The organism is Bradyrhizobium sp. USDA 3262 (genome assembly GCF_054060035.1).
On the sequence record NZ_JBSSCT010000001.1, the window covers coordinates 5,999,482 to 6,024,369 of the forward strand.

General features: G+C 64.5%; 25 protein-coding genes and 1 tRNA gene. 8 read left to right on the top strand and 18 right to left on the bottom strand.

Going from position 1 to position 24,888, the window contains the following annotated elements:
• Positions 1-52 precede the first annotated feature (52 nt).
• Positions 53-871: a helix-turn-helix domain-containing protein gene (locus ACVWYP_RS28135; protein ID WP_304495631.1), complete on the top strand. Its 819-nt coding sequence runs from the start codon at positions 53-55 to the stop codon at positions 869-871.
• Here ACVWYP_RS28135 and ACVWYP_RS28140 read toward each other — a convergent pair.
• The 13 genes from ACVWYP_RS28140 to rpoZ all read right to left on the bottom strand — a co-directional run bounded on the left by ACVWYP_RS28140 (position 862) and on the right by rpoZ (position 14,027).
• Entirely contained in the window at positions 862-1,677 is an 816-nt protein-coding gene (locus ACVWYP_RS28140; protein ID WP_439711203.1) for an N-acyl homoserine lactonase family protein, read from the bottom strand. The two genes, ACVWYP_RS28135 and ACVWYP_RS28140, sit on opposite strands and share 10 nt — an antisense overlap.
• Before the next feature lie 135 nt (positions 1,678-1,812).
• Complete coding sequence (locus ACVWYP_RS28145) at positions 1,813-2,769, bottom strand: cation diffusion facilitator family transporter (RefSeq protein ID WP_304495632.1); 957 nt, start codon at positions 2,767-2,769, stop codon at positions 1,813-1,815.
• Between the two features lie 173 nt (positions 2,770-2,942).
• A complete protein-coding gene (gene parC / locus ACVWYP_RS28150) occupies positions 2,943-5,198 on the bottom strand; it encodes a DNA topoisomerase IV subunit A (protein WP_304495633.1) in 2,256 nt (751 codons plus the stop codon).
• A gap of 81 nt (positions 5,199-5,279) precedes the next feature.
• Positions 5,280-5,537 carry a hypothetical protein gene (locus tag ACVWYP_RS28155; protein ID WP_035631644.1) on the bottom strand — a complete coding sequence of 86 codons (258 nt, stop codon included), beginning with the start codon at positions 5,535-5,537 and terminating at the stop codon, positions 5,280-5,282.
• 169 nt (positions 5,538-5,706) lie between these two features.
• A complete protein-coding gene (gene recO, locus ACVWYP_RS28160) occupies positions 5,707-6,456 on the bottom strand; it encodes a DNA repair protein RecO (protein ID WP_304495634.1) in 750 nt (249 codons plus the stop codon).
• 139 nt (positions 6,457-6,595) lie between these two features.
• On the bottom strand, positions 6,596-6,976 hold the full coding sequence (locus ACVWYP_RS28165) for a hypothetical protein (protein WP_028340975.1): 381 nt from the start codon (positions 6,974-6,976) through the stop codon (positions 6,596-6,598).
• Positions 6,977-6,990: 14 nt separating this feature from the next.
• A complete protein-coding gene (gene era / locus ACVWYP_RS28170) occupies positions 6,991-7,914 on the bottom strand; it encodes a GTPase Era (RefSeq protein WP_304495635.1) in 924 nt (307 codons plus the stop codon).
• Positions 7,907-8,728, bottom strand: coding sequence for a ribonuclease III (gene rnc / locus ACVWYP_RS28175; RefSeq protein ID WP_028340976.1), 822 nt, complete (start codon positions 8,726-8,728; stop codon positions 7,907-7,909). The genes era and rnc overlap by 8 nt, the downstream gene beginning before the upstream one ends.
• Positions 8,725-9,486, bottom strand: coding sequence for a signal peptidase I (gene lepB / locus ACVWYP_RS28180; RefSeq protein WP_304495636.1), 762 nt, complete (start codon positions 9,484-9,486; stop codon positions 8,725-8,727). Before lepB ends, rnc begins: the two co-directional genes overlap by 4 nt.
• 283 nt (positions 9,487-9,769) lie before the next feature.
• Entirely contained in the window at positions 9,770-10,186 is a 417-nt protein-coding gene (gene acpS / locus ACVWYP_RS28185) for a holo-ACP synthase (RefSeq protein WP_028340978.1), read from the bottom strand.
• The gene (locus ACVWYP_RS28190; protein ID WP_038385373.1) at positions 10,183-10,953 is read right to left on the bottom strand and encodes a pyridoxine 5'-phosphate synthase; all 771 of its coding nucleotides are present in this window, start codon (positions 10,951-10,953) and stop codon (positions 10,183-10,185) included. The genes acpS and ACVWYP_RS28190 overlap by 4 nt, the downstream gene beginning before the upstream one ends.
• Before the next feature lie 179 nt (positions 10,954-11,132).
• Positions 11,133-13,424, bottom strand: a complete 2,292-nt coding sequence (locus ACVWYP_RS28195; RefSeq protein ID WP_028340980.1) for a RelA/SpoT family protein — start codon at positions 13,422-13,424, stop codon at positions 11,133-11,135.
• A 210-nt stretch (positions 13,425-13,634) separates the two neighbouring features.
• Positions 13,635-14,027: a DNA-directed RNA polymerase subunit omega gene (gene rpoZ / locus ACVWYP_RS28200; RefSeq protein WP_016844003.1), complete on the bottom strand. Its 393-nt coding sequence runs from the start codon at positions 14,025-14,027 to the stop codon at positions 13,635-13,637.
• Between the two features lie 362 nt (positions 14,028-14,389).
• Here rpoZ and ACVWYP_RS28205 point away from each other — a divergent pair, with 362 nt between their 5' ends.
• Positions 14,390-15,022 carry a LabA-like NYN domain-containing protein gene (locus ACVWYP_RS28205; protein WP_028340981.1) on the top strand — a complete coding sequence of 211 codons (633 nt, stop codon included), beginning with the start codon at positions 14,390-14,392 and terminating at the stop codon, positions 15,020-15,022.
• Positions 15,003-15,662: a uracil-DNA glycosylase gene (locus ACVWYP_RS28210; RefSeq protein WP_028340982.1), complete on the top strand. Its 660-nt coding sequence runs from the start codon at positions 15,003-15,005 to the stop codon at positions 15,660-15,662. The genes ACVWYP_RS28205 and ACVWYP_RS28210 overlap by 20 nt, the downstream gene beginning before the upstream one ends.
• Before the next feature lie 180 nt (positions 15,663-15,842).
• Here the strand turns inward: ACVWYP_RS28210 and ACVWYP_RS28215 are convergent, their stop codons facing one another.
• The 4 genes from ACVWYP_RS28215 to dapA form a co-directional block, all read right to left on the bottom strand.
• Positions 15,843-16,424 (bottom strand): peroxiredoxin, encoded by a 582-nt coding sequence (locus tag ACVWYP_RS28215; protein WP_028340983.1) that lies wholly within the window; start codon positions 16,422-16,424, stop codon positions 15,843-15,845.
• 100 nt (positions 16,425-16,524) lie between these two features.
• The gene (gene smpB / locus ACVWYP_RS28220; RefSeq protein WP_016843999.1) at positions 16,525-16,998 is read right to left on the bottom strand and encodes an SsrA-binding protein SmpB; all 474 of its coding nucleotides are present in this window, start codon (positions 16,996-16,998) and stop codon (positions 16,525-16,527) included.
• Between the two features lies 1 nt (position 16,999).
• Positions 17,000-17,416, bottom strand: coding sequence for a large conductance mechanosensitive channel protein MscL (gene mscL, locus ACVWYP_RS28225; RefSeq protein ID WP_028340984.1), 417 nt, complete (start codon positions 17,414-17,416; stop codon positions 17,000-17,002).
• Between the two features lie 59 nt (positions 17,417-17,475).
• Entirely contained in the window at positions 17,476-18,366 is an 891-nt protein-coding gene (gene dapA / locus ACVWYP_RS28230) for a 4-hydroxy-tetrahydrodipicolinate synthase (RefSeq protein ID WP_304495637.1), read from the bottom strand.
• Positions 18,367-18,694: 328 nt separating this feature from the next.
• Here dapA and ACVWYP_RS28235 point away from each other — a divergent pair, with 328 nt between their 5' ends.
• The 5 genes from ACVWYP_RS28235 to ACVWYP_RS28255 all read left to right on the top strand — a co-directional run bounded on the left by ACVWYP_RS28235 (position 18,695) and on the right by ACVWYP_RS28255 (position 23,511).
• A complete protein-coding gene (locus ACVWYP_RS28235; protein WP_439711098.1) occupies positions 18,695-21,199 on the top strand; it encodes a transglycosylase SLT domain-containing protein in 2,505 nt (834 codons plus the stop codon).
• Positions 21,200-21,439: 240 nt separating this feature from the next.
• A tRNA-Ser gene (locus ACVWYP_RS28240) sits at positions 21,440-21,533 on the top strand.
• Between the two features lie 292 nt (positions 21,534-21,825).
• Positions 21,826-22,107: a hypothetical protein gene (locus ACVWYP_RS28245; RefSeq protein ID WP_304495638.1), complete on the top strand. Its 282-nt coding sequence runs from the start codon at positions 21,826-21,828 to the stop codon at positions 22,105-22,107.
• A 389-nt stretch (positions 22,108-22,496) separates the two neighbouring features.
• The gene (locus tag ACVWYP_RS28250; RefSeq protein ID WP_304495639.1) at positions 22,497-23,063 is read left to right on the top strand and encodes a hypothetical protein; all 567 of its coding nucleotides are present in this window, start codon (positions 22,497-22,499) and stop codon (positions 23,061-23,063) included.
• Positions 23,064-23,229: 166 nt separating this feature from the next.
• Complete coding sequence (locus tag ACVWYP_RS28255; protein ID WP_304495640.1) at positions 23,230-23,511, top strand: hypothetical protein; 282 nt, start codon at positions 23,230-23,232, stop codon at positions 23,509-23,511.
• Between the two features lie 428 nt (positions 23,512-23,939).
• On the opposite strand, the gene ACVWYP_RS28260 is transcribed toward ACVWYP_RS28255, so the two are convergent.
• On the bottom strand, positions 23,940-24,848 hold the full coding sequence (locus ACVWYP_RS28260) for a DMT family transporter (RefSeq protein WP_304495641.1): 909 nt from the start codon (positions 24,846-24,848) through the stop codon (positions 23,940-23,942).
• Between the last annotated feature and the right edge of the window lie 40 nt (positions 24,849-24,888).

The following is a 24,888-nucleotide window of genomic DNA, read 5'->3' on the forward strand; positions in this document are numbered from 1 at the left end:
TGCCCGTCGAGATCATTCCGGCAACTACTTGGCAGGTATTTGGCAGGTACCCATGTCGCAGCAGCGCGATTTTGCAGCCAGCCTGCGCTGGTGGCGGCAACGCAAGGGGCACTCGCAACTCGAGCTCGCCGGGCGCGCGGACATCTCGCAGCGCCATCTCAGCTTCCTGGAGCTCGGGCGCGCCGCACCGAGCCGCGACATGGTGATCCGGCTTGCCGCGGCGCTCGACGTGCCGTTGCGCCAGCAGAACGCGCTCTTGGTCGCGGCCGGCTTCGCGCCGGTCTGGCGGCAGACCGACCTTGCCGCGCCGGAGCTCGCCCAGATCCGCTACGCGCTGGATTTCATCCTGGCGCAGCAGGAGCCTTTTCCAGCGGTCGTGGTCGACCGGCACTGGAATCTGCTGCTCGCCAATTCGGGCGCGGGGCAGCTGGTGGAATTCCTGGTCGGGCCGCTGGCCCCAGGCACGGCGGTCAATCTCGCCGACGCGCTGGTCGCGCCCGACGTGCTGCGGCCCTATCTCACCAACTGGACCGAGGTGGCCGGCTACTTCGTCCGCAGCGTCGAGGCCGATGCCGCCGCCGACGGCACCACAACGACGGCGGAATTGCTCAAGCGCCTGCTGGCCTATGACGGTGTCGAGGCTGCGTTGGCCGCGCCGCCGGGGCCCACATCCGGGCCGGTGCTGCCGATGCTATTCCGCAAGGGCGGCGTCAGCCTGCAACTGTTCACCACGATCGCGACGCTGGGGACGCCGCAGGACGTCACGCTGCAGGAGCTGCGCATCGAAAGCTTCTTTCCGATCGACGAGGAGACCGCGCAGATTTTTCGAAACTGGTCGAAAGCGAACGCCGCCAAGGCCGCTCAATCGTAGAAGTCCGGCGACAGCTTCAGCCCGTCGCGCTGCGCCTTGTCGTGGTTGATCCAGAGCTGCGCCTTCTCTTTCGTCAGCGTGTCGGCGATCTTCTGCATCGAGGCCAGCGTCTGCTCCTTGCTGGCGTTCATGCTCGGCGCGCGGCGATTATCCCAATTATCCTTGAAGTGAACGGCATCGCCGGTCAGCACGATCGCACCTGTGTTCGGCAGCTTCACCAGCAGCGACTGGTGGCCGGGCGTGTGGCCCGGCGTCGACAAGATGGTGACGCTGCCGTCGCCGAACACGTCGCGGTCGCCTTCCAGCTTCGTCACGGGATGCTCGGGCTTGAAGCGCGGCGCGTTGTTGGTGCCGGGCCATTCATACTCCGCCTTCTGCACATACAGCATCGCGGCCGGGAACAGCTCGACATTGCCGATGTGATCGGGATGGGTGTGCGACACGGCGATCGCCTTGATGTCCGACGGCTTGACGCCGAGCTGGTCGAGCTGCGCCGCGAGCGTCTTCGGCCGCCGCCAGGTGACCGCCTTCGGATCGGCCGGCGCAAGGCCGTCCGGCATCGCCGTCACCGCGTCGGGAATCCCAGTGTCCCACAGGAACCAGCCCTGGGCATGCTTGATCAGGTAGCAATTGTCGACGAAGTCCATCGACCTGCCTTCATTGACGCCGGGCGACCAGCGTGAAATGTCGCCTGCAACGCCTTCGCCGCAGTTGAGGATGTAGAGCTTCTCGACGCCTGATTTCGCCGGCTCGGCATCCGCATGCGGCAGCGCGCCCACGGCCCAGAACAAGATCGCAAGACCGATTGCCTTCTTCACGTCGCCCTCCCTTGATCACGCCGGCCATCCGCGCGGTCGCAATGTGCCGTGTCGTCGCCGCCCGTGGAAGACGGGGACATGGGTCGGTCGATCAATTGAATGCGAGTGCGTGGCCGCGGCAGGCTAGACCATTTCCGCCGGCGCCAGCCGGCAGGTCTCGCTGCTGATCTCGACCTGCAGCGTGGCGTGGTGGATGCTGAAGCGCTCCGAGAGCTCGGCGCAGACATGATGCAGGAAGACATCGTCGTGTCCGCCGGGCCGCACCAGATGCGCGGTCAGCGCGGTCTCGCTGGTGCTCATCGCCCAGATGTGCAGGTCGTGAACTTCAGTCACCCCCTCGAGCGCGGCGAGATAGTCCCTCACCTGCTTGAGATCGATGCCCTTCGGCACCGCGTCGAGCGCGAGATTGACGCTGTCGCGGGCGAGCTCCCAGCCGCTCAGCAGCACCACCACGGCGATAACCAGGCTGATCGCCGGATCGAGCCACTGCCAGCCGGTCGCCATGATCAAGAGCGCAGCGATCACGACGCCGACCGAGACGCCGGCATCCGCCGCCATGTGCAGATAGGCGCCGCGGACATTGAGATCGCTGTCGCGGCCGCGCATGAACAGCAGCGCGGTGCCGCCATTGATCAGGACGCCGAGCGCCGCGACCCAGACCACGGTCCAGCTTGCGACCTCCGCAGGTTCACGCAAGCGGTTGATCGCCTCGACCGCGATGCCACCGACCGCGATCAGGAGCAGCCCGGCATTGAACAGCGCCGCCAGGATCGAGGCGCGACGGTAGCCATAGGTGTGGGTATCGGTCGGCCGCCTGCCGGCGAGCCACGCCCCGCCCCAGGCCAGCAGCAGCGCGATGACGTCGGAGAGATTGTGGACGGCGTCAGAGACCAGCGCCAGCGAGTTGGCGGAATAGCCGAAGATCAGCTCCGCGACGACGAAGGCGGTGTTCAGCGACGCGCCGACCGCAAAGGCGGTGCCGAAATTGTCGGGCGCGTGGCTGTGCCCGGCATGGGAATCCCCGGCGTGGGCATGTCCATGAGAATGACCGCTGTGGTCGTGGTCGTGATTGTGCGCCATGGCAACCGTCGCCCGATGTCGTCGGCGACGGTTATAGCGCGGTGAAATGTGGATACTATCACACCGCGCTCGTCGAAGGCGTAGCCCGGATGGAGCGCAGCGCAATCCGGGATCGTTGCCAAACGCGAAAGCGGCCCCGGATTTCGCTTCGCTTCATCCGGGCTACAACACCGCTACTCCACGCCGCGATTGAACTTGTTCGATTTCGGCAGGCCGTGGGCGAGCCGGCCGGCGTCGGCGCGGTTGCCGCGCCAGTCGGCCAGTTCCTTCATGGTCATGCTGTGCTCGCGGCCGGCGGAATCCTTCCAGGTCAGGCCGGCCTTGGCGTCGAACACCGCAACGTCAGACAGCGACGCGCTGGTGTATTTCTGCAGGCGCACGCCGCGGCCGCGCGCCATCTCCGGCACCTGGTCGAGGCCAAACAGCACCATCTTGTGGTTGGTGCCGATCACCGCGACGGTGTCGCCGTTCACGGTCGTGATCGCGCGGGCCTCGTTCGGCATTTCGACGTTGAGCACCTGCTTGCCCTTGCGGGTGTTGCCGACGCAGTCCTCTTCCTTGACGACAAAACCCTGACCCTCGCTGCTCGCGATCAGGAACTTGCGCTCGCCCTTGTTGACGAACAGCGAGATGATCGCGGCGTCCTGCTCGAGATCGATGAACATGCGGATCGGCTCGCCATGGCCGCGGCCGCCCGGCAGTTTTGCCACGTCGAGCGAGTAGAACTTGCCGTTGGTGGCGAACAGCAACAGCTTCGAGGTGGTCTCGGCAAAGAACGAGTGCTCGAGCTTGTCGTCGGTCTTGAAGGCAAGGCCGGAGAGATCCTCGACATGGCCCTTCAGCGTCCGCACCCACCCCTTCTCGGAGATCACGACGGTGCACGGCTCGCGCTCGACCAGCGCTTCCTCGATCGCGGCGAGGTCATGCTCGGGCGCATCGGCGAAGGTGGTGCGGCGCTTGCCGAGCGGCGTCTTGGGCCCGAAGATGTCGCGGACCTTGCGCACCTGATCGCCGACCTTGGCCCACTGCTCCGTCTCGGAAGCGAGCAGGCCCTCGATCCCCTTCAGCTCCTTGCGAAGATCCTTGTCCTCGGTGCGGATCTCCATCTCCTCCAGGCGGCGCAAATTGCGCAGGCGCATGTTGAGGATGGCTTCGGCCTGGATCTCCGTGAGCTTGAAGGTCTTGATCAGGACCGGCTTCGGCTCGTCCTCGGTGCGGATGATCTTGATCACCTTGTCGAGGTTCAGGAAGGCGATCAGCTGGCCGCCCAGGATTTCGAGCCGGTGCTCGATTTGGCCCTTGCGGAAGTTGGAGCGGCGGACCAGCACGTCGCGCAGATGGTCGAGCCATTCGCGCAGGCACTCGGCAAGGCCGACCACCTTCGGGATGCGGCCCTTGATCAGCACGTTGAGGTTCAGCGAGATCTTGCTTTCCAGCTCGGTCAGGCGGAACAGCGACTCCATCATCAGCGCCGGATCGACGGTGCGCGATTTCGGCTCGATCACGAGCCGGACGTCCTCAGCCGACTCGTCGCGGACGTCGGCAACCAGCGGCAGCTTCTTCTCGTTGATGAGTTCGGCGATCTTCTCCACGATCCGCGACTTCTGCACCAGCCACGGAATTTCGGTGACGACGACCACCCAGGTGCCGCGCGCGCCCTCCTCCTGGGTCCAGCGCGAACGGGTGCGGAACGAGCCGCGCCCCGTGGTGTAGGCCTCGACGATCGCTTCCTTGGAATCGACGACGATGCCGCCGGTCGGGAAGTCCGGGCCCTTGACCCATTTCAGCAGCGCCTTCGACTTGGCGTCGGGCTTCTCGATCAGATGTAGCGCGGCGTCGCAGAGTTCGGCGGCGTTGTGCGGCGGGATCGAGGTCGCCATGCCGACCGCGATGCCCTGCGCGCCGTTGGCGAGCAGGTTCGGGAAGCCGCCCGGCAGCACCACCGGCTCTTTCGACTGGCCGTCGTAATTGAGGCGAAACTCGACGCCGTCCTCGTCGATGCCGTCGAGCAGCAGCCGCGCGACCTCGGTCATGCGCGCTTCGGTGTAGCGGTAGGCGGCCGGATTATCGCCGTCGATATTGCCGAAATTGCCCTGGCCGTCGACCAGCGGGTAGCGCGAGGAGAAATCCTGCGCGAGGCGCACCATGGCGTCATAGATCGCCTGGTCGCCATGCGGATGGAACGAGCCCATCACGTCGCCGACGATCTTGGCCGACTTCTTGAATGCGGCGCGCGGGTCGAGCCCGAGCAGGTCCATGCCGTAGAGGATGCGCCGGTGCACCGGCTTCAGCCCGTCGCGGGCGTCCGGCAGGGCGCGATGCATGATGGTCGAGAGCGCATAGGCGAGATAGCGCTCCTCGAGCGCGTCACGCAGCGGCACCTCGTGAATTTCGGCCGGCTCTTCCGGCGGAATCTGTCGTTTTCCCATGGGGAGGCGTTAAACCTTGGCGGTGAATCGGGCAAGCCGCGAATCATGCCAACCGCGCATCGATGCACCTGATTCGCGCGATTATTGCGCCGATTGGCCGGCGGTCCGCACGGGCTTGACGGGAGTTTCCTTGAGGCAATGGCGGGCGATTTCGATCTCGGCGTCGGTCGCACCATGGGCTCTGGCCCAGCTTTCGGCGGCCGAGGCCGAGTACCTGGCGACGTAGTAGCGAACCACCGTGCAGGAGACGCGACGGAGCACGCCCCCCTGCTCGCCGGCCATTGCGTCCGGTGGCAGCGTCAGCAACGCCGCTGAAATAATAATTCCCCGCAGAAACATCGGTCGCCCATCGATGGAACCACGCCCCCCGCAATGCTTCACGAGGCGATCTCGTTCCCGTCCCGCCGCGCATGACAGGGGCGCGGGAATGTCAGTGCTTCGCGCCATCGACCTGCAAGGCGAGCTCGATGACCTCGATCTCGTCAAAACAGCGGCTCGGGGCGCGGGATCACGTCCCCGCCAGCCGCCTCCGCCGCCGGGCCACGGCGTTGATAAATCCGTCGCGGGCGTCGGAATGGCCCTGGCCGCGGGGCTCCAGCACGTGGCGGAGCAGGAACAGGCCGGTAATCTGAAAACCGTCGAGCAGGTCCTGGTCCGACCAGCTGTTGGCGCCGCCCTCGCCTTCGCGCAGGAACGCCGGCAGCGGCAACAGCCGGTCGCGCCACTGTTCGCCGGCGGCGCGGGACACGGCGCCGCCGGATTTCGGCGATACATAGATCAGGTCCGACGTCTCCCCGGTGGCCGCGCAGTTTCCCAAGTCGAGCCCGAAGCCGAGCTCGGTCAGCATGGCGAGCTCGAACCGGATCAGGTGCACGGCGGCAACGCCGGCGTCCTCGAAATCGTCGAGCGTCCCTTGCAGCATCCAGTAGATGTCCTCATGCGGATCGCGCTCCGGCAGCAGCCGGGCCAGCGCCGCCAGATGCGTGACGCCGTAGACCGCGTGCGATGAGCCGAGCAACGTCGCCGCGCGCAGCCGCGTGCCCTCCAGCACATACATGCCGAGATGCTCGTCGAGGCGCGCCCGCCACACCGCGGTAACGCTGTTGCCGGGCTGCAGCAGCGGCCGCATCCGCGAGCCGGCGCCGCCGCGCACCAGGCCGAGATGGCGGCCGTGCTCGCGCGTCAACAGCTCGACAATGGCGGAGGATTCGCCATGCCGCCGCACGCCGAGCACGATGCCTTCGTCGGTCCATTCCATGCGCGGAGTCTATCAGGATTCCGCGGATGAACGCAGTCATCCTAGCGCGTCATTCCGGGGCGATGCGCAGCATCGAACCCGGAATCTCGAGATTCCGGGTTCGTGTCTTCGACGCGCCCCGGAATGACGGTGGATACCCCTACGCGTTGAACCAGCCCCGCGCGTCGCCGGTGAAGGAATAATACAGCCCGGCGGTGGTCAGGATGCACGACACCACCTCGATGGCGCTGTCGATCTCCATGCCCCTTGCGCCGATGACCTGCATCAGGGACATCACCGACAGGACAAGCACCGCGAGCAGCGCCCAGCGCGGCCAGTTCTTGCGGTGCTGCGCGGCGAGCCGGACGAAATACATCAGCAGCAGAATCATGCAGCCGGCCGTCAGGGTCTCGCCCATGATCATCTGCTCGGTCTTCAGGACGGTCGGCGTGCGGTCCTGGAACGCCACCGACAGCGCATCCAGCGTCAGCGACAGATAGAGCAGAACCTCAAACCACAGCACATTTCTGGGCACGTTCATGCAAACGTCGACTCTTATTCCTTGGGGAATTCCAATCCCATTTCCTTGTAGCGATCGGGATCGTCACCCCAGTTCTCACGCACCTTGACGAACAGGAACAGATGCACGGTGACGCCCATGATCTCGGCGATCTCGGCACGTGCCTGCGCGCCGATCGACTTGATGGTGGCGCCGCCCTTGCCGAGCACGATCTTGCGCTGGCTCTCGCGCTCGACAAAAATCGTCTGCTCGATGCGGATCGACTTGTCCTTGCGGTCGGTCCAGCTGTCGGTCTCGACCGTCGACTGGTACGGCAGTTCCTGATGCAGATGGCTGTAGATCTTCTCGCGCGTGATCTCGGCCGCCAGATGCCGCATCGGCGCATCCGACATCTGGTCCTCGGGATAGAGGAAGGGCCCTGCGGGCACCAGCTTGGCCAGCGTCTGGCGCAAATCGGCAACGCCGTCGCCGGACAGCGCCGAAATCATGAAAGTGTGCTCGAAGCGCATCCGCTCGTTGGCGGCCTGCGCCAGCGCCAGCAGCTTCTCGCGCTGAACGAGATCGACCTTGTTCAGCACCAGGATCTTCGGATGGGCGACGGTCTCGAGCTTGGCCAGGATCGCGTTGGCCTCTTCGTCGAGGCCCGACTTCGCATCGAGCAGCACGCAGACGAGATCGGCGTCGTGCGCGCCGCTCCAGGCGGTCGACACCATGGCGCGGTCAAGCCGGCGCCGCGGCGCGAAGATCCCGGGCGTGTCGACCAGGATGATCTGCGCGTTGCCCTCGATCACGATGCCGCGGATCAGCGCGCGCGTGGTCTGCACCTTGCGCGAAACGATCGTGACCTTGGAGCCCACCAGCGCGTTGACCAGCGTCGACTTGCCGACATTGGGCGCACCGATCAGCGCGACGAAGCCACAGCGCGTCGCGTCCCCTTGCCCTTTGGCCTCGTCAGTCATTGGTACCGACGCCTTCGCGCTCGATCATCGCGGATGCTGCCGCCTTTTCGGCCGCGCGCTTGTTGCCCCCGAGGCCCTCGGCGGAGGCCAGCCCCGGCAGGTCAACCGCAACGCGGAATTGTGGATCGTGATGCGGGCCGGTGCGTTCGACCTCGCGATAGACCGGCGTCGGCAGCCCCTTGCCCTGCGCCCATTCCTGCAGCACGGTCTTGGGATCGCGCAGCGGCCGGCGCAGCTTGTGCATCCGTTCGGTCCAGTTGCGCTCGACGAACTGGCGCGCGGCCTCGTAGCCGCCGTCGAGAAAGATCGCCCCGATCACCGCTTCGCAGATGTCGCCGAGCACGGACTTGCGCAGCCGGGCGCCCTCGACCGCCTTCACCATGCCGAGCTTGATGTCCTCGAGCAGCCCGAGCGCCTTGGCGACGTCGGCGCAACTCTCCTTGCGCACGAGGTCGGCGAGCCGCTTCGACAATTCGCCCTCGTCGGCCTTGGGGAACGACCGGAACAGCATGTCCGATACGATCAGCCCGAGCACGTGGTCGCCGAGGAACTCCAGCCGCTGGTAGCTGTCGGCGCGGTTGCGGGTGGCGGGCTTCAGCGCGGACACGTGGGTGAACGCAGTGGTCAGCAGCGCGGGATCCTGGAACGTGTACCCGATCCGCGCCTCGGTGCCCGCGATCGCGGCCTTCTCCTCGGCGGCCTTGGCCGCCTTGCTGCGCCGCTTCTTCGGCGCGGCTGTGCTGTCGGCGGCAGGCGTCTGGCTCGGCTCGCCGGTCGGCGCTTGATCGTTGATGGCTGCGGTATCGTCGTTCATCGCACGATAGAGAATAGGCGATTCCACCGCACGGCAAGCGGCCAGCGCCAGATCATCCAGGCCTGCTCGCCCTCGGCGATCGAGAAGAAGATCATCTGGGCTCGCCCGATGATGTTCTCGAACGGCACGTAGCCGACCTGCGACAGGAAGCGGCTGTCGGTGGAGTTGTCGCGGTTGTCGCCCATCATGAAGAAATGCCCGGGCGGAACGGTGTAGACGATGGTGTTGTCCATGTAGCTGTTGTCGGTGCAATCCAGCGTCTCATAGCTGACGCCGTTCGGCAGCGTCTCCTTCCAGCGCTTGACGCGGGCGGTCGCATCCGCCGAGCCGCAGGGATCCTCGCCGACGAAATCGCTCAGCCGCTCCCGCTTGATCGGCTCGTCATTGATGTAGAGCAGCCCGCTCTTGACCTCGATGCGGTCGCCGGGCAGCCCGATGATGCGCTTGATGTAGTCGGTGGAGTCATCCCGCGGCAGGCGAAACACCACGATGTCGCCGCGGTTCGGCTCCGAGCCGAAGATGCGGCCCGAGAAAATGTTCGGCGAGAACGGGATCGAATAGTGGCTGTAGCCATAGGAATATTTCGAGACGAACAGGTAGTCGCCGACCAGGAGCGTCGCCTTCATCGACCCGGAGGGGATGTTGAACGGCTGGAACAGGAAGGTGCGGATAACGAGCGCGATCAGAAGAGCATGGATGACGACGCGGATGGTCTCGCCCAAGCCGCTTTCAGATTTGGTCCCGGTGGTCACGCTCATTGCTTTCCCAATTCCCGTGGACTGATGTCCACGCGGTGGCAGAACGTTCTCTTCGCGCGAAGCGTTCGGCCTTCGCGTGAGGAAAATGGCCTTGATTCTGATCTTGAGGGCAAATTCCGGCCTAAACCCGGAATCAGCGTCTCGCTCGATATAACCCTGCGGCGTTTTAGACGGTTGTTCGCAGGGGCGCAATCAATCGCCGCCTCAAAACTTCGCAATTCATTGAAATATCAATGATTTTTTAGTTTTCTGAAGTTTTCCGGCAGATTCCGGCGCCCCGCGTTCATCTGGCGGGGGCAACCGCCGAAATTATGACGAAGGCCTGGGCCAACGGCCAATCGTCGGTGATCGAAAGATCGATCTGCGCCTGCATGCCCTCGGGCGTCAGTTCCTGGAGCCGGGCCAGCGCCCCGCCGGTCAGCCGCATCGACGGCCGGCCGCCCGGCAGGTTCACGACACCCATGTCCTTCCACCACACCCCGCGCCGGATACCGGTGCCGAGCGCCTTGGAGCATGCTTCCTTGGCGGCGAAGCGCTTGGCGTAGGTTGCGACCACCATCTTCTCGCTGTTGGCGCGGCGCATCGCCTTGGCGCGCTCGGCGTCGGTGAAGATGCGATCGAGGAATCGCTCGCCATGGCGCTCGATCACCTTGGCCACCCGGGTGATGTCGATCAGGTCGGAGCCGATGCCGATGATCATGCGCTGACGCCACCCTGCGCCCTGGCGCGGCCGCGGTCCATCGCCGCACGCATCTCACGTACCGTCGCGGCGATGCCGACGAACAGCGCCTCGCCCATCATGAAATAGCCGATGTTCAACTCCCGGATTTCGGGCAGCGCGGAAATCGTCTCAGCGGTGTCATAGTCGAGCCCGTGGCCTGCATGGACCTCGAGCCCAGCCGCCTGCGCGAGCCTGGCGCCGGCGACGATGCGCTTCCATTCGGCCTCCGCCTTGTCCTTGTGACCGTCGACCACGGCGTCGCACCAGCCACCGGTGTGGATCTCGATCACCGGCGCCTTCAGCTTCGCGGCCATCTCGATCTGCCTGGGATCGGCGGCAATGAACAGCGAGACGCGGATGCCGGCGTCATTGAGCCGCGCGATGAACGGCGCCAGCGCGTTGTGCTGGCCGACGACGTCGAGGCCGCCTTCGGTGGTGAGTTCCTGGCGCCGTTCCGGCACCAGGCAAACCGCGTGCGGCTTGGTGGCGAGCGAGATCCGCAGCATGTCGTCGGTCGCCGCCATCTCGAAATTCAGCGGCTTGGAGATCTCGGCCTTGAGCCGCGCCATGTCCTCGTCGCGGATGTGGCGGCGATCCTCGCGCAGATGCGCGGTGATGCCGTCGGCACCGGCCGCAATCGCGGCAAGCGCCAGCCGCACCGGATCAGGCCGCCCTCCGCCCCGCGCGTTGCGCAGGGTGGCGACGTGATCAACATTGATACCGAGACGCAGCGGCGGAGACGACATCAAATCACTCTCTGACAAACCAGTTGAACCATCCCCTCATCCTGAGGAGCGGCGCCTGCGCCGCGTCTCGAAGGATGTGGCCCCGTCTCGGGCCGCATGGTTCCCGAGCGATGCGGAGCATCGTCCGGAGACGGCGCCGACGCGCCTCCTCACCATGAGGGCCGATGACGGGCGGAACCCTAACCATTGACGCGCTCGACCCGAGCGACGACGGCCTTGGCGCGCAACTGGGCGATGATAGCGCTGAGATGCTTGAGGTCATAGACCTCAAGATCGATGGTCAGCTCCGTGAAGTCAGGCGATTGGCGCGACATGTGGATGTTGTCGATGTTGCCGTCGTGCTCGGCGATCACGGTCGCGATCTGGGCAAGGCTGCCGGGCTCGTTGACATTGTGGACCAGGATGCGCGCCGGAAAGCGCTGCGGCATGGTTTCGTCGATATCCCAGCGCACGTCGAGCCAGCGCTCCGGCTCCTCCTCGAAATCCTTCAGCGCCGGCGACTGGATCGGATAGATCGTGATCCCCTCGCCCGCCGTGACGATGCCGACGATCCGGTCGCCCGGCACCGCGCCGCCGTTTGGCGCGAACTTCACCGGCAGGTCGGAATTGATGCCGCGCACCGGAATCACCGAGGTGGCGCGCGCCGGATGCGGCGGATTCTGCGTCTTCAGCTTGGCGGCGAGGCCCTTCTTGGCGCCGTAGCGCACCAGCCGCTCTTCCTTGTAGTCGGGATACATCGCGCGCGCGACGTCGGAAGCCTTGATCTCGCCGCGCCCGACCGAGGCCATCACGTCCTCGATCGAGGTGCGCGCGAGCCGCGGCAACGCACCCTTCAGCTTATCGTCGGCATATTCGATCTTGGCGCGGGCAAACAGGCGGTCGACGATGCGGCGGCCGAGGCCGGCATACTGGTCGCGCACCGCGTCGCGGGTGGCGCGGCGGATCGCGGCCCGCGCCTTGCCGGTGCGGGCGAGCGCTTCCCAGGCCGACGGCGGCGCCGACTGCGCTTTCGAGGTCAGGACCTCGACCTCGTCGCCGTTCTGCAGCTCCGAGGACAGCGGCGCGAACTTGCCGTTGATCTTGCAGCCGACCGCGCTGTTCCCGACGCCGGTGTGAACGGCGTAGGCGAAATCGATCACGTTGGCGTTGCGCGGCAGCGCGATCAGCTTGCCCTTCGGCGTGAAGCAGAACACCTGGTCGTGGAACAGCTCGAGCTTGGTGTGCTCGAGGAATTCTTCCGGATTGGCGCTTTCCGAGAGGATGCCGATGGTGTGGCGCAGCCAGGCGAAGGCGTTGGACTCGTGCTTCATCCGCTCGTGCGGCGAACCCGCGCCCTCCTTGTAGAAGGCATGCGCGGCGATACCGAACTCCGCGATCTGGTTCATGTCCTCGGTGCGGATCTGCAGCTCTACGCGCTGCTTGCCCGGCCCGATCACCGTGGTGTGGATCGAGCGGTAGTCGTTCTGCTTCGGGGTCGAGATGTAGTCCTTGAAGCGGCCCGGCACCACCGGCCAGGTGGTGTGGACGATGCCGAGCGCGCGGTAGCAGGCCCCGACATCGTCGAGGATGATGCGGAAGCCGTAGATATCGGACAGCTGCTCGAAGCCGACCGACTTGCGCTCCATCTTGGTCCAGATCGAAAACGGCTGCTTGCGGCGGCCGAACACCCGCGCGGTGATGCCGTTCTTCTGCAGGTTCTTGGAGAGCTGGGTTTCGATCTCGCCGATCAAATTGCGGTTGCGCTCGGCCAGTGAATCGAGCCGCTGCTTGACCACCGCATAGGCCTCGGGATCGAGCACGAAGAACGACAGGTCCTCGAGTTCCTCGCGCATCTCGTGCATACCCATGCGGCCGGCCAGCGGCGCGTAGATATCCAGCGTCTCTTCGGCGATGCGGCGGCGCGAGGCCGGCGGCACGAATTCCAGCGTGCGCATGTTGTGCAGCCGGTCGGCGAGCTTGATCAGCAGCACGCGGACGTCGTCGGCGATCGCAAGCAGCAGCTTGCGCAAATTCTCGGCCTGCTTGGCCTCGCGCGACACCAGTTCCAGCCGCTTCAGCTTGGTCAGGCCCTCGACCAGCGCGCCGATCTCGTGGCCGAACACATTGTCGATCTCGGCCCGAGTCGCCTCGGTGTCCTCGATCGTGTCGTGCAGCAGCGCCGCCACGATCGTGGCGTCGTCGAGCTTGAGGTTGGTGAGGATCGCGGCGACCTCGAGCGGATGCGAGAAATAGGGGTCGCCGGAAGCACGCGTCTGCGTGCCGTGCGCCTTCATGGCGTAGACATAGGCGCGGTTGAGCAGGTCTTCGTTGGTGTCGGGGTTATAGGAGCGGACGCGCTCGACGAGGTCATATTGTCGCATCATTCGCGTCCGCGGCTTGGCCGGCCTTTCCGCCGTGGACGACGTCGGCGCCACCGCGACCGTTTCGGTTGCAGCCTGCATCTGGATGGAACTGCGGCGTCGATACGCCATGAACTCGCTGCCTCTCGCGCGGGACCGGAATGTCCCACCTTTCTTCAATCTAGTGCGCTTTCGAATGAAGCAGCACCCCGCGCGGGCCCTGGAACCATTCAATTTCGCGCGTCCGCATAGGACGCACCGTAACAGCAAAATTGTCAACAAAAGCAAAGGCCCGGAGCAATGTCCGGGCCTTCGGTAAATCGGTTCGAAACGACGGCGAGCTTACTCGTCTTCCTCGGGCTGCTCCTCCGGGGGCGCCAGACCCTCGAGGCCCTTCAGCAGCTCTTCCTCGGTCATCCGCTCGACCGCGACCTCGGTGTCGTCGGCGTCGACGCTGGCACCGGCGGAACCGATCAGCGGCACGGTGTCGGGCTCGGGCTCGTCGACCTCGACGAACTTCTGCAGGGAGTGCACGAGCTCCTCTTTCAGGTCTTCCGGCGAGATCGTCGAATCGGCGATCTCCCGCAGCGAGACGACCGGATTCTTGTCGTTGTCGCGATCAACCGTGAGTTGCGACCCCGACGAGATCATCCGGGCGCGATGCGCGGCCAACAGGACGAGGTCGAAACGATTGTCGACCTTGTCAATGCAATCTTCGACGGTGACGCGAGCCATCTCGAGGCGCTCCGTGGTAAAAGGGACCGAACATGTAGGTTATGAGGGTTAGTTATAGGCCTAGCCCCCGTTTCGCAAGGTAAAATTTGTGATTTGCCTTCCGAACAGGCTCTGATAACCCGGTCTGACGGGGGGCCAGAAGGGCCGGAGCGTCTGACGACATGGCCAGGTTGCTGTCCCAGGCGAGTAAATCTCTTCATTGCAATGTCAAGGGTCTAGGCTTTTTGCCCTCGCCTCACCATAATTGCGGTGGTGACTGTCGTGGGGAAAGATTCACAGAACTTTAGGCAGCAACGCCGGAAATTGCGCGCGGTTGATCACCGCCGCGCTAAGAACACTAACAACCACGCGAGAACACTTTGATGTCGTCACCTGTTTCCAACAAGATCGCGCTCTTCATCGACGGAGCGAATCTTTACGCCACCGCAAAGACGCTGGGCTTCGACATCGACTACAAGCGCCTCCTCAAGGAGTTCCAGAGTCGCGGTACGCTGCTCCGTGCGTTCTACTACACGGCGATCATCGAGGATCAGGAGTATTCGTCGATCCGCCCGTTGATCGACTGGCTCGATTACAACGGCTACACCGTCGTCACCAAGGCGACCAAGGAATTCATCGACGCCAGCGGCCGCCGCAAGGTGAAGGGCAACATGGACATCGAGCTCGCCGTCGATGCCATGGAACTCGCCGAGCACATCGACCAGATGATTCTGTTTTCCGGCGACGGCGACTTCCGCTCGCTGGTGGAAGCCGTGCAGCGCCGCGGCGTTCGCGTCACGGTCATCTCCACCATCGCCAGCCAGCCGCCGATGATCGCCGACGAGCTGCGCCGCCAGGCCGACGTCTTCACCGACCTGGTCGAGCTGCAATCCAAGCTCGGCCGCGATCCGTCGGAACGTCCGGCCCCGCGCGAACCGCGCCACCACTCCCCGCAATTCCTGCAGCGCGCGACCACCATGGCCCCACGGGGAGCCGATGACGAATTCGACGAGTAACCTCGTCACCGCTGCCACGCGCCCCGACAGCAACTGTCCGCTCTGTCCACGGCTGGCCGAGTTCCGCACGCAGGCGCGCGCGCGCGAGCCGGGCTGGTTCAACTCACCGGTGGAATCGTTCGGCGATCCGAATGCGCGGCTGTTGATCGTCGGGCTCGCGCCGGGTCTGCAGGGCGCCAACCGCACCGGCCGTCCCTTCACCGGCGACTACGCCGGTGATCTGCTCTATGCGACCCTGCTCGAATATGGCTTCGCCAGCGGCGTCTATCAGGCGCGGCCGGACGACGGGCTGAAGCTGGTCGACGCCCGGATCAGCAACGCGGTGCGCTGCGTGCCGCCGCAGAACAAGCCGCTGCCGGCCGAGATCAACACCTGCCGGCAGTTCCTCCGCGCCACCATCGCCACGATGCCGAAGCTGCGCACGATCGTGCTGCTCGGGCGAATCGCCCACGAATCGACTCTCAAGGCGCTGGATGTTCGCTTGGCGGCCGCGCCTTTTGTGCACGGTGCCGTGCATAGTGCAGGCAAATTCAAGCTCTACGACAGCTACCACTGCTCGCGCTACAACACGAACACCGGCGTGTTGACGACCGATATGTTCCGCAAGGTGTTCGCGACCGTGCGCAAGGAGCTCGGCTAGCAAACGCGACAGCCTTGGGCGGAGGCATGCACAATTTCGGAATATTAGAAATATATCCCTGAATTGCCCGACGTGTCAAGTTGCCTGGTCGAACGCCGGCCGCCGCCGGCTACGTTGCATGGGGTTGTTCTCGATATTTTGGCAGCGTGACCTGCGGCGGCCCCATCACATCACGTTGCGCTAGTCCCTCCGCGGATTGGCCTTCAGCCAAGCCAGCACGTCGCCGGCGTTCCGGTCGGGCGGGAACACCGGGTAGAACACGTGCGTGATGCGCGCGTCGTCGATCACAAGGGCGAGCCGCTTGATCAGGGTCAGGCCCGCCACCGACATGGTCGGCAACTTCAACGTGTGCGTCAGTTCCAGCGCTTCGTCGGACAGCACCGGAAACGGCAGATGCAGGCGCGACGCCATCTCGGTCTGGTACGCATTGCTTTGCGTCGACAGCCCGAACACCTGGGCAGCACCGGCCGCCTTCAGCTCGGCAAACAGGTCGCGGAAGGCGCAGGTCTGCGGCGTGCAGCCGCGGGCGCCAGGGATCATGTCCCAATCGTCGACCAGCCCGATCTTGCCTGGCTCGCCGGTTCGCGGATAGGCGAACACCACGGTGCGGCCCTTGAGCGCCGACAGCGTCACCGCGGTGTCGTCGGTGGCACGCAGCCGGACCGGCGGGATCGTCATGCCGACGAGGTGCGCCGCGCCGCCGTCATCCGTGGGCGCCGGGATCTTGCTCCAGTCGACATCGGTAAGGCTCGGTTGAGTCATGGCCCAAATCTCCATCCACCGTCATCGCGAGGAGCCCGCGACAAAATTGCGGAGCAATTTTGCGCTGAAGCGACGAAGCGATGACGACAAATCAACCGCCCTACCCGCGCGCCCGCATCAGGCGGCCCTTCTCGCGGCCCCAGTCGCGCTTCTTCACGGTCTCGCGCTTGTCGTGCAGCTTCTTGCCCTTGGCGACCGCCAGCAGCAGTTTGGCACGGCCGCGCTCGTTGAAGTACAGCTTCAGCGGAATGAGCGTCATGCCCTCGCGGTCGACCGCTCCGAGCAGCTTGTTGATCTGCTTGCGATGCAGCAGCAGCTTCCGCGGCCGCTTCGGCTCGTGGTTGAAGCGGTTGGCCTGCAGATATTCAGGAATATTGGCGTTGATCAGCCACAGCTCGCCGTTCTTGGAATCCGCATAGGATTCCGCGATCGTGCTCTTGCCGCTGCGGATTGATTTCACCTCGGTGCCGGTCAGCGAAATGCCGGCCTCGATCGTGTCCTCGATCGCGTAATTGAAGCGGGCCTTTCGGTTCTCGGCAACGACCTTGATGGGACGTTCGTTCTTCTCGGCCACTTTAGCTCTTCTTGAGGAGGTCGCGGATTTCCGTCAGCAGCACGGCCTCGGCGGACGGCTTCGACGGCTCGGCAGGCTTGACCTCTTCCTTGCGCTTGAACTGGTTCATGGCGCGAATGACCATGAACAGCACGAAGGCGACGATCAGGAAGTTGAGCGTCAGCGTCAGGAAGTTGCCCCAGGCCAGCACCGCACCCTGCTTCTTGGCGTCGGCGAGGTTGGTTGCGGTGACGGCCTTGGAAAGCCCGGTGAAATAGTTGGAGAAGTCGAGACCGCCCGTGATCGCGCCGATGATCGGCATGATGACGTCGCCGACCAGCGAGGTGACGATCGCACCGAAGGCCGCACCGATGATGACGCCGACGGCGAGGTCGACGACATTGCCCTTCATGGCGAACTCGCGGAATTCCTTCAGCATGCCCATCCCCTTCTGTTCGACATTGCGCACGGCACTGGTCGCGGCGGCAGCGGTCCGGCTCAGTTGATCAGGCCGGCATGCACCATGGCGCTGCGGACCGCCTGGCGGGTCGCTTCGGTGACCGGCACCATCGGCAGGCGCAGCTTCTCGTCCAGCTTGCCGAGCAGCGACATCGCGTACTTCACCGGCGCCGGATTGCTCTCGATGAACAGGTTGGTGTGCAGCGGCATCAGCTTGTCATGGATCTTCAGTGCCGTGGTGACGTCGCCCTTCTGCCAGGCGATCTGGAACTCCGAGCACAGCCGCGGCGCGACGTTCGAGGTCACCGAGATGCAGCCGTGGCCACCATGGGCCATGTAGCCGATGATGGTGGCGTCCTCGCCGGAGAGCTGGTTGAAATCCTCGCCCATCGCGGCGCGCTGCTGCGAGACCCGCACCATGCTCGCGGTGGCGTCCTTGACGCCGGCGATGTTCTTCAGCTCGAACAGCCGCTTCATGGTGTCGACCGACATGTCGATCACCGAGCGCGGCGGGATGTTGTAGATGATGATCGGAATGCCGATCGCATCGTTGATCGCCTTGAAGTGCTGATACATGCCTTCCTGGGTCGGCTTGTTGTAGTACGGCGTCACGACCAGCACCGCAGTGGCGCCGGCCTTCTCGGCGTGCTCGGCGAGCTCGATCGCCTCCTTGGTCGAATTCGAGCCGGCACCGGCGATCACGGGCACCCGGCCCCTGGCCTCCTCGATGCACCACTCGACCACCCGCTTGTGCTCGTCGTGGCTCAGCGTCGGGCTCTCGCCTGTGGTGCCGACCGGCACCAGGCCGTGAGTGCCCTCGGCGATCTGCCAGTTCACGAGGCTGCGGAACGCCGCTTCGTCCACCGAGCCGTTTTTGAAGGGCGTCACCAAGGCAGTGAATGATCCCCGGAATTTTGTCTTGGCTGCCATGGACTTCCTCCAAACGCTTCAGGCTAAAGGCTAGGTCGACGGACCCTTGTTGTCGGCGTGCTTCACGTCCGTGCGACCGGCACCCGGTTGTTGCGAAACGCCATGAAAGGCAATTCATATCGGGTCTGGCCGACAGGCGAAAGGGCCGTACCGTACCTATTCCCAACGGTAATCTGCGGCGCGCGAAATCGTTTCCAGCCGCGATTTTGCCGTTGTGCTGGCGCAAACAGCCGCACCGGCAGGCTTCTTAGTATTTTGTGTACGTTTTCAATCAAATAAGAACCCATGGCCCAAACGACCAGATGATTCGGGGCCGCAGAGGACTTCTGTGATCCGTTCCGTTCGCGCAGGCACATTGCGGTCGACGGCGCTGGCGACGAGCCTGGCGCTCGTTGTCGGCCTTGCCGCCATCACGGCAGATGCCTGGGCCGCCGAGGATGCTCCAACTGCAAAGCCGGCTGCCCAAGACACGGCCTCCAAGAGCGCCGCCTCCAAGACCACGCCGAAGTCCACGGCACCGAAGGCGGCGGCTTCAAAGCCAACGGCAACCAAACCCGGCGCCGCCAAGACTGACGCGGCCAAAACTGACGCAGCCAAGACCAGCACAGCCAAGACTGACGCTCACAAGACCGAGGCTCACAAGACAACGTCGTCCAAGTCCGGCGCGGTCAAGACAGACGGGGCCAAGGCCGCTCCTGCCAAGACCGAAGCTCACAAGGCAACGGCTCCGAAGCCCACGGAATCCAAGGGCACCACGTCCAAGACCAACACATCCAAGACCACCGCGGCCAAGCCCGCCGCTCCGGTTGCAACGGGAACTGTGTCGAACAGGTCGGTGCCCGCGCCCGCGCTGGTTCCGGCAACCCGCCAGCATGCCGCACCGATCGCGCGCAAGCCGGTGCTGCCTGCGGCCGTAGCCGCGACATCCTCGACGTCGCAGTCGGACAAGGAAGCGCTTGCAAGCGTCGTCGAGCTGCTGCGCAAGCGCAAGCCGGCGGACGCCACCGAGGCCGAAGCCTCGATCTCCGATCCGGTCGCGCGCAAGCTTGCCGAATGGCTGATCCTGCGCAGCGAGGACAACGGCGCCTCGGTCGAGCGCTACCGCGCCTTCCTCGATGCCAATCCGAGCTGGCCGTCGCAGACCTTCCTGCGCCGCCGCATCGAGGCCTCATTGTGGGACGACCGCCGCGACGACTCCGTGGTCTGGACCTGGTTCCAGAATGAATCGCCGGTCTCGGCCAAGGGCCGGCTCGCGCTCGCCAAGGTGATGATCGGACGCGGCGACCGCGGCAATGCCGAGCGCCTGGTCCGCGAGGCCTGGCGCAACGACGGAATGAGCGAGGACACCGAAAACACCGCGCTCGACCTGTTCGGCTCGCTGCTGACTGCCGGCGACCACAAGGCACGCATGGACACCATGCTGTACGGCACCGACAACGAGGCCGCCGGCATGCGCGAAGCCAAGCGCCTTGGCTCCGGCTACGTGGCGCTCGCGAAGGCACGCATCGCCGCCACCCGCAAGGGTTCGAACCTGCGCGCGCTGCTGGAAGCCGTGCCGAGCGAGCTCTCCGGCGACACCGGCTATTTGTTCGCCAGGATCCAGTTGCTCCGCCGCGAGGAGAAATTCGCCGAGGCCGCGCGGCTGATGCTGAGCGCACCGAAGGAAGCCTCCCGCCTCTACAATGTCGACGAATGGTGGATCGAGCGCCGGCTGCTGGCGCGCAAGATGATCGACACCAACGAGTTTCGCACCGCCTATCTGATCGCGCGCGACGCGGCGCTGCCGGCCCGCGACATCTACAAGACCGAGCAGGAATTCACCTCGGGCTGGATCGCGCTGCGCTTCCTCAACGATCCCGCCCTCGCCGCCCAGCATTTCGCGCGGATCGGCGTCGGCAGCGCCAACCCGACGGCGCTCGCGCGTGCCGGCTATTGGCAGGGCCGCGCCGCGGAAGCCGCAGGCCGCGGCCAGGAGGCGCGCGCCGCGTACGGACGCGCGGCCGAGCAGTCCACCAGCTATTACGGCCAGCTCGCGCGTGCCAAGCTCGGCCTGCCGCAGATCGAGCTGAACAGCGCGCCGCGCGGCCGCGGCGCCGAGCGGCTGGAGATCGTGCGCGCGGCGGCGCTGCTCTACGAAATCGACGCGCGCGAGCTCGCGATCCCGATCTTCGGCGACATGGGCGACAATGGCGATCCGGAGGCCCTCGCCGGCCTCGGCGAGCTCACCGGGCGCCACGGCGATGCCCGCGGCATGCTGCTGATGGGCAAGGCCGCGCTCAACCGCGGACTGCCGTTCGACCACTACGCCTATCCGGTCCACGGCATTCCGTCGTTCCGCCAGGTCGGGCCGGAGGTCGAGCAGAGCGTCGTCTACGCGATCGCGCGCCAGGAGAGTGCGTTCAATCCGGCGGTGGTGTCGCCGGCCCAGGCCTACGGCCTGATGCAGGTGACGCCGGACGCCGGACGTTACGTCTGCAAGCGCGCCGGCATCGGCTTCGACCTCAACCGGATGAAGACCGATCCGGTCTACAACGCGATGCTCGGCGCCGCCGAGCTCGGCGGCTTGCTCGAGGACTATCGCGGCTCCTATATCCTGACCTTCGCCGCCTACAATGCCGGCCGCGGCAGCGTGCGGAAGTGGATCGAGCGCTATGGCGATCCGCGCGATCCCAAGGTCGACGCGGTCGACTGGGTCGAGCTGATTCCGTTCTCGGAGACGCGGAACTACGTCCAGCGGATCATGGAAAACCTGCAGGTCTACCGCGCCCGGTTCGGCGGCGGCACCAAATTGCAGATCGAGGCCGATTTGCGCCGCGGCGCCAGCGTGGAATGAGCCGGCGCGACCGGTTTTCAACAGGCTTGGCGACCGAAGCTTCCAGCCTCAATCCAGTATCACGCTAATCTATTGTTATAACTTGCATTTTAAGCATCGACGCGCTTCGACGCCTGCCGATCGGCGCGGTATATCAAAGGCTCGGGGACGGCCGGCGGCCGAGCTGCCCTTAAATCACCTTGGCGCAATCTGAATCTGCCGCTTGCGGCTCAGCGCCCTCTCGGGCATATCGGCGCCATTGGAGACGTGGCCGAGTGGCTGAAGGCGGCGGTTTGCTAAACCGTTATAGGCTTGTAAAGGCCTATCGAGGGTTCGAATCCCTCCGTCTCCGCCATACTCATTGTTGTCCAGCCCGGAGACATGGGTAACGGATCGTACCTAAGACATGGGTGACAACCTCGTGCCGAACGGGTTGTCGAGGGGTTGCAGGGTTTTCTGCTCCAGGTCGAAGTCCCAGATCATAGTGCATGAAGCTGACGAGCCAAATGCCGGCCCCTGGCCTGGACCGGTCGTCACCTCCGCGTGAATGAAACATCATTCCCGGCGCCGCGAAGCGAGCGCGCAACAAACCGCGCCCACGATCCTTGCATTGTTTTCTTTCACCTGAACATTTCCGGGGTAAGGCCATGCAGCAAGACAGTGGCATCCAATTCCAGGATCTCGACCAGGTTCTGCGTAACGCCCAGCTTCGCCGATCCGCCGACGTTGGCTTCTGGCTGCGACAGCGCTTCCCATCCAAAGCAGGCAGGCTCGTCGTCGCAACTTCGCTGGCTTGCATGGTTGTTGCGCTGGCGATCGTTGCTGCCCCGCGGCCGGTCTCAAGTGCTGCGCTCGGCAGCGAGTGGCAATGCAGCAAGGCGGCGTTTGTTTTGACGACCTGCCGTCAAGCCGACCCTGCGCGCTCATAGCAATCGGCCGCGTCCGAGGGTCGTACGGTAGCAACGTCAATTGACATCGGTGAAACCATTGTCCGGCGACTCCGTAGCTGGAGCGCCGGCCTATTTCTTCCATTTTGGCACTACGGGCCGGCTGGGGCCGTTCGGTCTTTCCCAGTCACGAACGGCCTCACTTTTAAGTCCCACTATGAACTCAGCTTTCCCTCGGCTTGATTATTTGGCATCAAATGATCAAGACGCCCGCACGAAGTATCCGCCGGCTGGTCGAGATCGGGCTGAAGGCGAAGAAATAAATGGATGGCCCAAGTCGCGGTCTCAGGTTAGCGATCTGTTTCGCGCTGGTTCTCGTTCTGCCTGCTGCGCAGACGCCGCCGACACTACATTCGCGGGACGAGTGGCGTGTGGTTGACAAGGAATGTCGCGATGTCTTGCCCGCGCAGGCAAAGATACGGGCATGCCTCAACCTGCTGAGCGATCGACGCCTCCCGACCGCCTATCTTGCGTCGATCACCGGCGAAATATCGAGCACGTTCCAAAGCTTGCGGGATTACGGCAACGCCATCAAGTACAAGAAGATCGAAATTGAACGCACCTCGGCGAGGCAACCTTCTTCGTCGGGTGAAGCACTTCCTGCCAGTCTCGGTGCGATGTCTCTGCGTTACACGGAGCTCGGGACACTCCAGACACTCAATCGCCAAACCAACTTCGGCAGTCAGTCGGATGAAGCCCGCCGAGGCGCCACTGAGGAACAAAATAGCTACAACCTTGCGCTTCAGTACAACCCGATGAACTACAGGGCATATAGATACCGGGCTGAAATTCGCAGCCAATTCTGCGACAGCGCGTCCGCCGCTCAGGACATGGAAGCAGCGGTTAGGTTTGCCGAACAGGCAGGAGATCAGGACGCCGCGCGAGACTTCAAGCGTGTCACGCTAGGTGCTTGCGTTCCGGCTTGGCGGCGAGACTAGTCAGCGAGATCTACCAGACGTCGTCACCCGGTGGCATACCCCGCGCCGGACCGCCCCCGACCGTATTCCTACGGACCTGCGACTGGCAGGCAACTTGCGATGTATCCGTCAATAGTTCGGCGCCGCTGTTCTCGATGTGCCGAACTCAGACATTCGGAGCACGCAAATGAACATGCATCATCGTTTTGAGACAGCTCGCGGACGTGGCGGACGAGAGTCGACGGTCAGCAAGATGCTGTCCGATCTCATCCTGGCCTGCCAGCAGATCGAAGCCGATATCGCGACCGAAGAAGCGCGCGCGGGAATTTACGACCGATCGGACGCGAGGTATCCGATTTTGGCAAGGTCGCTCAATGAGCGGCACGCCAATCTCAAGGGAACGATTGCCACACTCGAAAAGCGCGTCGCCGAGAGATCTCAGCACAAATTGGTCACCGACGCCGCATAGCTCGATCTTTGACCAACTTCCTGTACGCTGGCAGAGCGACCGATGCGATGAAGCATCAGTGCGGGCGCTGACCGACATCAGCCGCTGCCGCGGGCGGATGGATCGAGGTTCCGGTTCTCGCCCGGCGGGATCGGGCCAAAGCCCGGATATCGGTACGAGCTCGGAGGAGCCATCTGCTCGCTTGGGCGGATGATGAAATGCTGCCGCACGCGCCTGTGATGCGCAGTTGCGGCGTCGGCAGCCAGGCTCGACAGGAGCACAAGCGGCAACGTCAGGACCAGGGAAATACGTAAGCATACGCGCAAGGCAACACGCATCGTGATCACTCCGTCTCACCGAACAGGTGATCGCCGAGCGTAGCGCCCTATTCTGCCCTGGCCTCTCACATGCGATCAAAACAGCGAGATCGCCAATCCATGACTTGCGGGTTATCGCGAATCGCAGGCCGTCTTGACCGGCCGCGGCAAGGCCTGCGCGCAGGCGACGCCGAGCAGCGCGAGGCCGCCGCCGATGACGTGGAATGGCCTGACCGGCTCACCCAGCATCACGATCGCGGCCGCGGCCGTCAGCACCGGCAGCAGGTTCATGAAGATCGCGCAGCGGTTCGGGCCGAGCTGCGCGACGCCGCGGATCCAGAGAAACGGCAGCACGACCGAGGCCAGCGCGCCGGCATAGACGATCAGCGGCCAGGTTTCGGCGTTGACCTGCCGCAGCGGCGCCGGCGTCGCGAGGAAGGCGGGAAACATCACGGCCAGCGCGCACAGCGCCTGCATGTAGGTGGATTGCCATCCAGTGATTGGCAGATTCCAGCGTTTCAGCAGCACGCCGTACAGCGCATAGACGATCGCGGCCAGCAGCATCAGCGTGTCGCCCGCATGCACGCCGTTCTGCAACAGCGACGACAAGTCGCCGCCGCTGACGAGATAGACGAGGCCCGCAAATGACAGCGGCGCGCCGCAGATCATGCCAAGCGTCGGCGGTTCGCCGAGCAGCGCGGCACTGAGGGCGACCGTCAAGAGCGGCGTCAGCGCGGTGAACACCGCCATGTTGGTCGCGGTGGTAGTCTCGGCCGCCAGATACGACAGGCTCTGGAACAGGCACATCGCAAGGAAGCCGAGGATCGCGAGCGGACCAAGATGCGGCCAGATCGCACGGCGATTGCGCCAGGCGCCGCGCGCCGCGAATGGAGACATCAGCAGCACGGCGACCAGCAGGCGATAGAAGGTGATCGCCTGCGGACCGATCGTATGCGCCGAGAGGCGAGAGACGATGACGTTGCCTGCCCACAGCACGATGGCAACGAAGGGATAGAGAAGTGCAGCTTTTGACTTGAACATGACCCGGCAGCGCGTTGGTGAAGATCACACCAGCAACTAC

Bases quoted from the DNA above. Each gene is read 5' to 3' on its own strand.
- ACVWYP_RS28135 (WP_304495631.1), top strand. From the start codon at position 53: ATGTCGCAGCAGCGCGATTTTGCAGCCAGCCTGCGCTGGTGGCGGCAA.
- ACVWYP_RS28145 (WP_304495632.1), bottom strand. From the start codon at position 2,769: ATGGCGCACAATCACGACCACGACCACAGCGGTCATTCTCATGGACAT.
- parC (WP_304495633.1), bottom strand. From the start codon at position 5,198: ATGGGAAAACGACAGATTCCGCCGGAAGAGCCGGCCGAAATTCACGAG.
- ACVWYP_RS28155 (WP_035631644.1), bottom strand. From the start codon at position 5,537: ATGTTTCTGCGGGGAATTATTATTTCAGCGGCGTTGCTGACGCTGCCA.
- recO (WP_304495634.1), bottom strand. From the start codon at position 6,456: ATGGAATGGACCGACGAAGGCATCGTGCTCGGCGTGCGGCGGCATGGC.
- ACVWYP_RS28165 (WP_028340975.1), bottom strand. From the start codon at position 6,976: ATGAACGTGCCCAGAAATGTGCTGTGGTTTGAGGTTCTGCTCTATCTG.
- era (WP_304495635.1), bottom strand. From the start codon at position 7,914: ATGACTGACGAGGCCAAAGGGCAAGGGGACGCGACGCGCTGTGGCTTC.
- rnc (WP_028340976.1), bottom strand. From the start codon at position 8,728: ATGAACGACGATACCGCAGCCATCAACGATCAAGCGCCGACCGGCGAG.
- lepB (WP_304495636.1), bottom strand. From the start codon at position 9,486: ATGAGCGTGACCACCGGGACCAAATCTGAAAGCGGCTTGGGCGAGACC.
- acpS (WP_028340978.1), bottom strand. From the start codon at position 10,186: ATGATCATCGGCATCGGCTCCGACCTGATCGACATCACCCGGGTGGCC.
- ACVWYP_RS28190 (WP_038385373.1), bottom strand. From the start codon at position 10,953: ATGTCGTCTCCGCCGCTGCGTCTCGGTATCAATGTTGATCACGTCGCC.
- ACVWYP_RS28195 (WP_028340980.1), bottom strand. From the start codon at position 13,424: ATGGCGTATCGACGCCGCAGTTCCATCCAGATGCAGGCTGCAACCGAA.
- rpoZ (WP_016844003.1), bottom strand. From the start codon at position 14,027: ATGGCTCGCGTCACCGTCGAAGATTGCATTGACAAGGTCGACAATCGT.
- ACVWYP_RS28205 (WP_028340981.1), top strand. From the start codon at position 14,390: ATGTCGTCACCTGTTTCCAACAAGATCGCGCTCTTCATCGACGGAGCG.
- ACVWYP_RS28210 (WP_028340982.1), top strand. From the start codon at position 15,003: ATGACGAATTCGACGAGTAACCTCGTCACCGCTGCCACGCGCCCCGAC.
- ACVWYP_RS28215 (WP_028340983.1), bottom strand. From the start codon at position 16,424: ATGACTCAACCGAGCCTTACCGATGTCGACTGGAGCAAGATCCCGGCG.
- mscL (WP_028340984.1), bottom strand. From the start codon at position 17,416: ATGCTGAAGGAATTCCGCGAGTTCGCCATGAAGGGCAATGTCGTCGAC.
- dapA (WP_304495637.1), bottom strand. From the start codon at position 18,366: ATGGCAGCCAAGACAAAATTCCGGGGATCATTCACTGCCTTGGTGACG.
- ACVWYP_RS28245 (WP_304495638.1), top strand. From the start codon at position 21,826: ATGCAGCAAGACAGTGGCATCCAATTCCAGGATCTCGACCAGGTTCTG.
- ACVWYP_RS28255 (WP_304495640.1), top strand. From the start codon at position 23,230: ATGAACATGCATCATCGTTTTGAGACAGCTCGCGGACGTGGCGGACGA.
- ACVWYP_RS28260 (WP_304495641.1), bottom strand. From the start codon at position 24,848: ATGTTCAAGTCAAAAGCTGCACTTCTCTATCCCTTCGTTGCCATCGTG.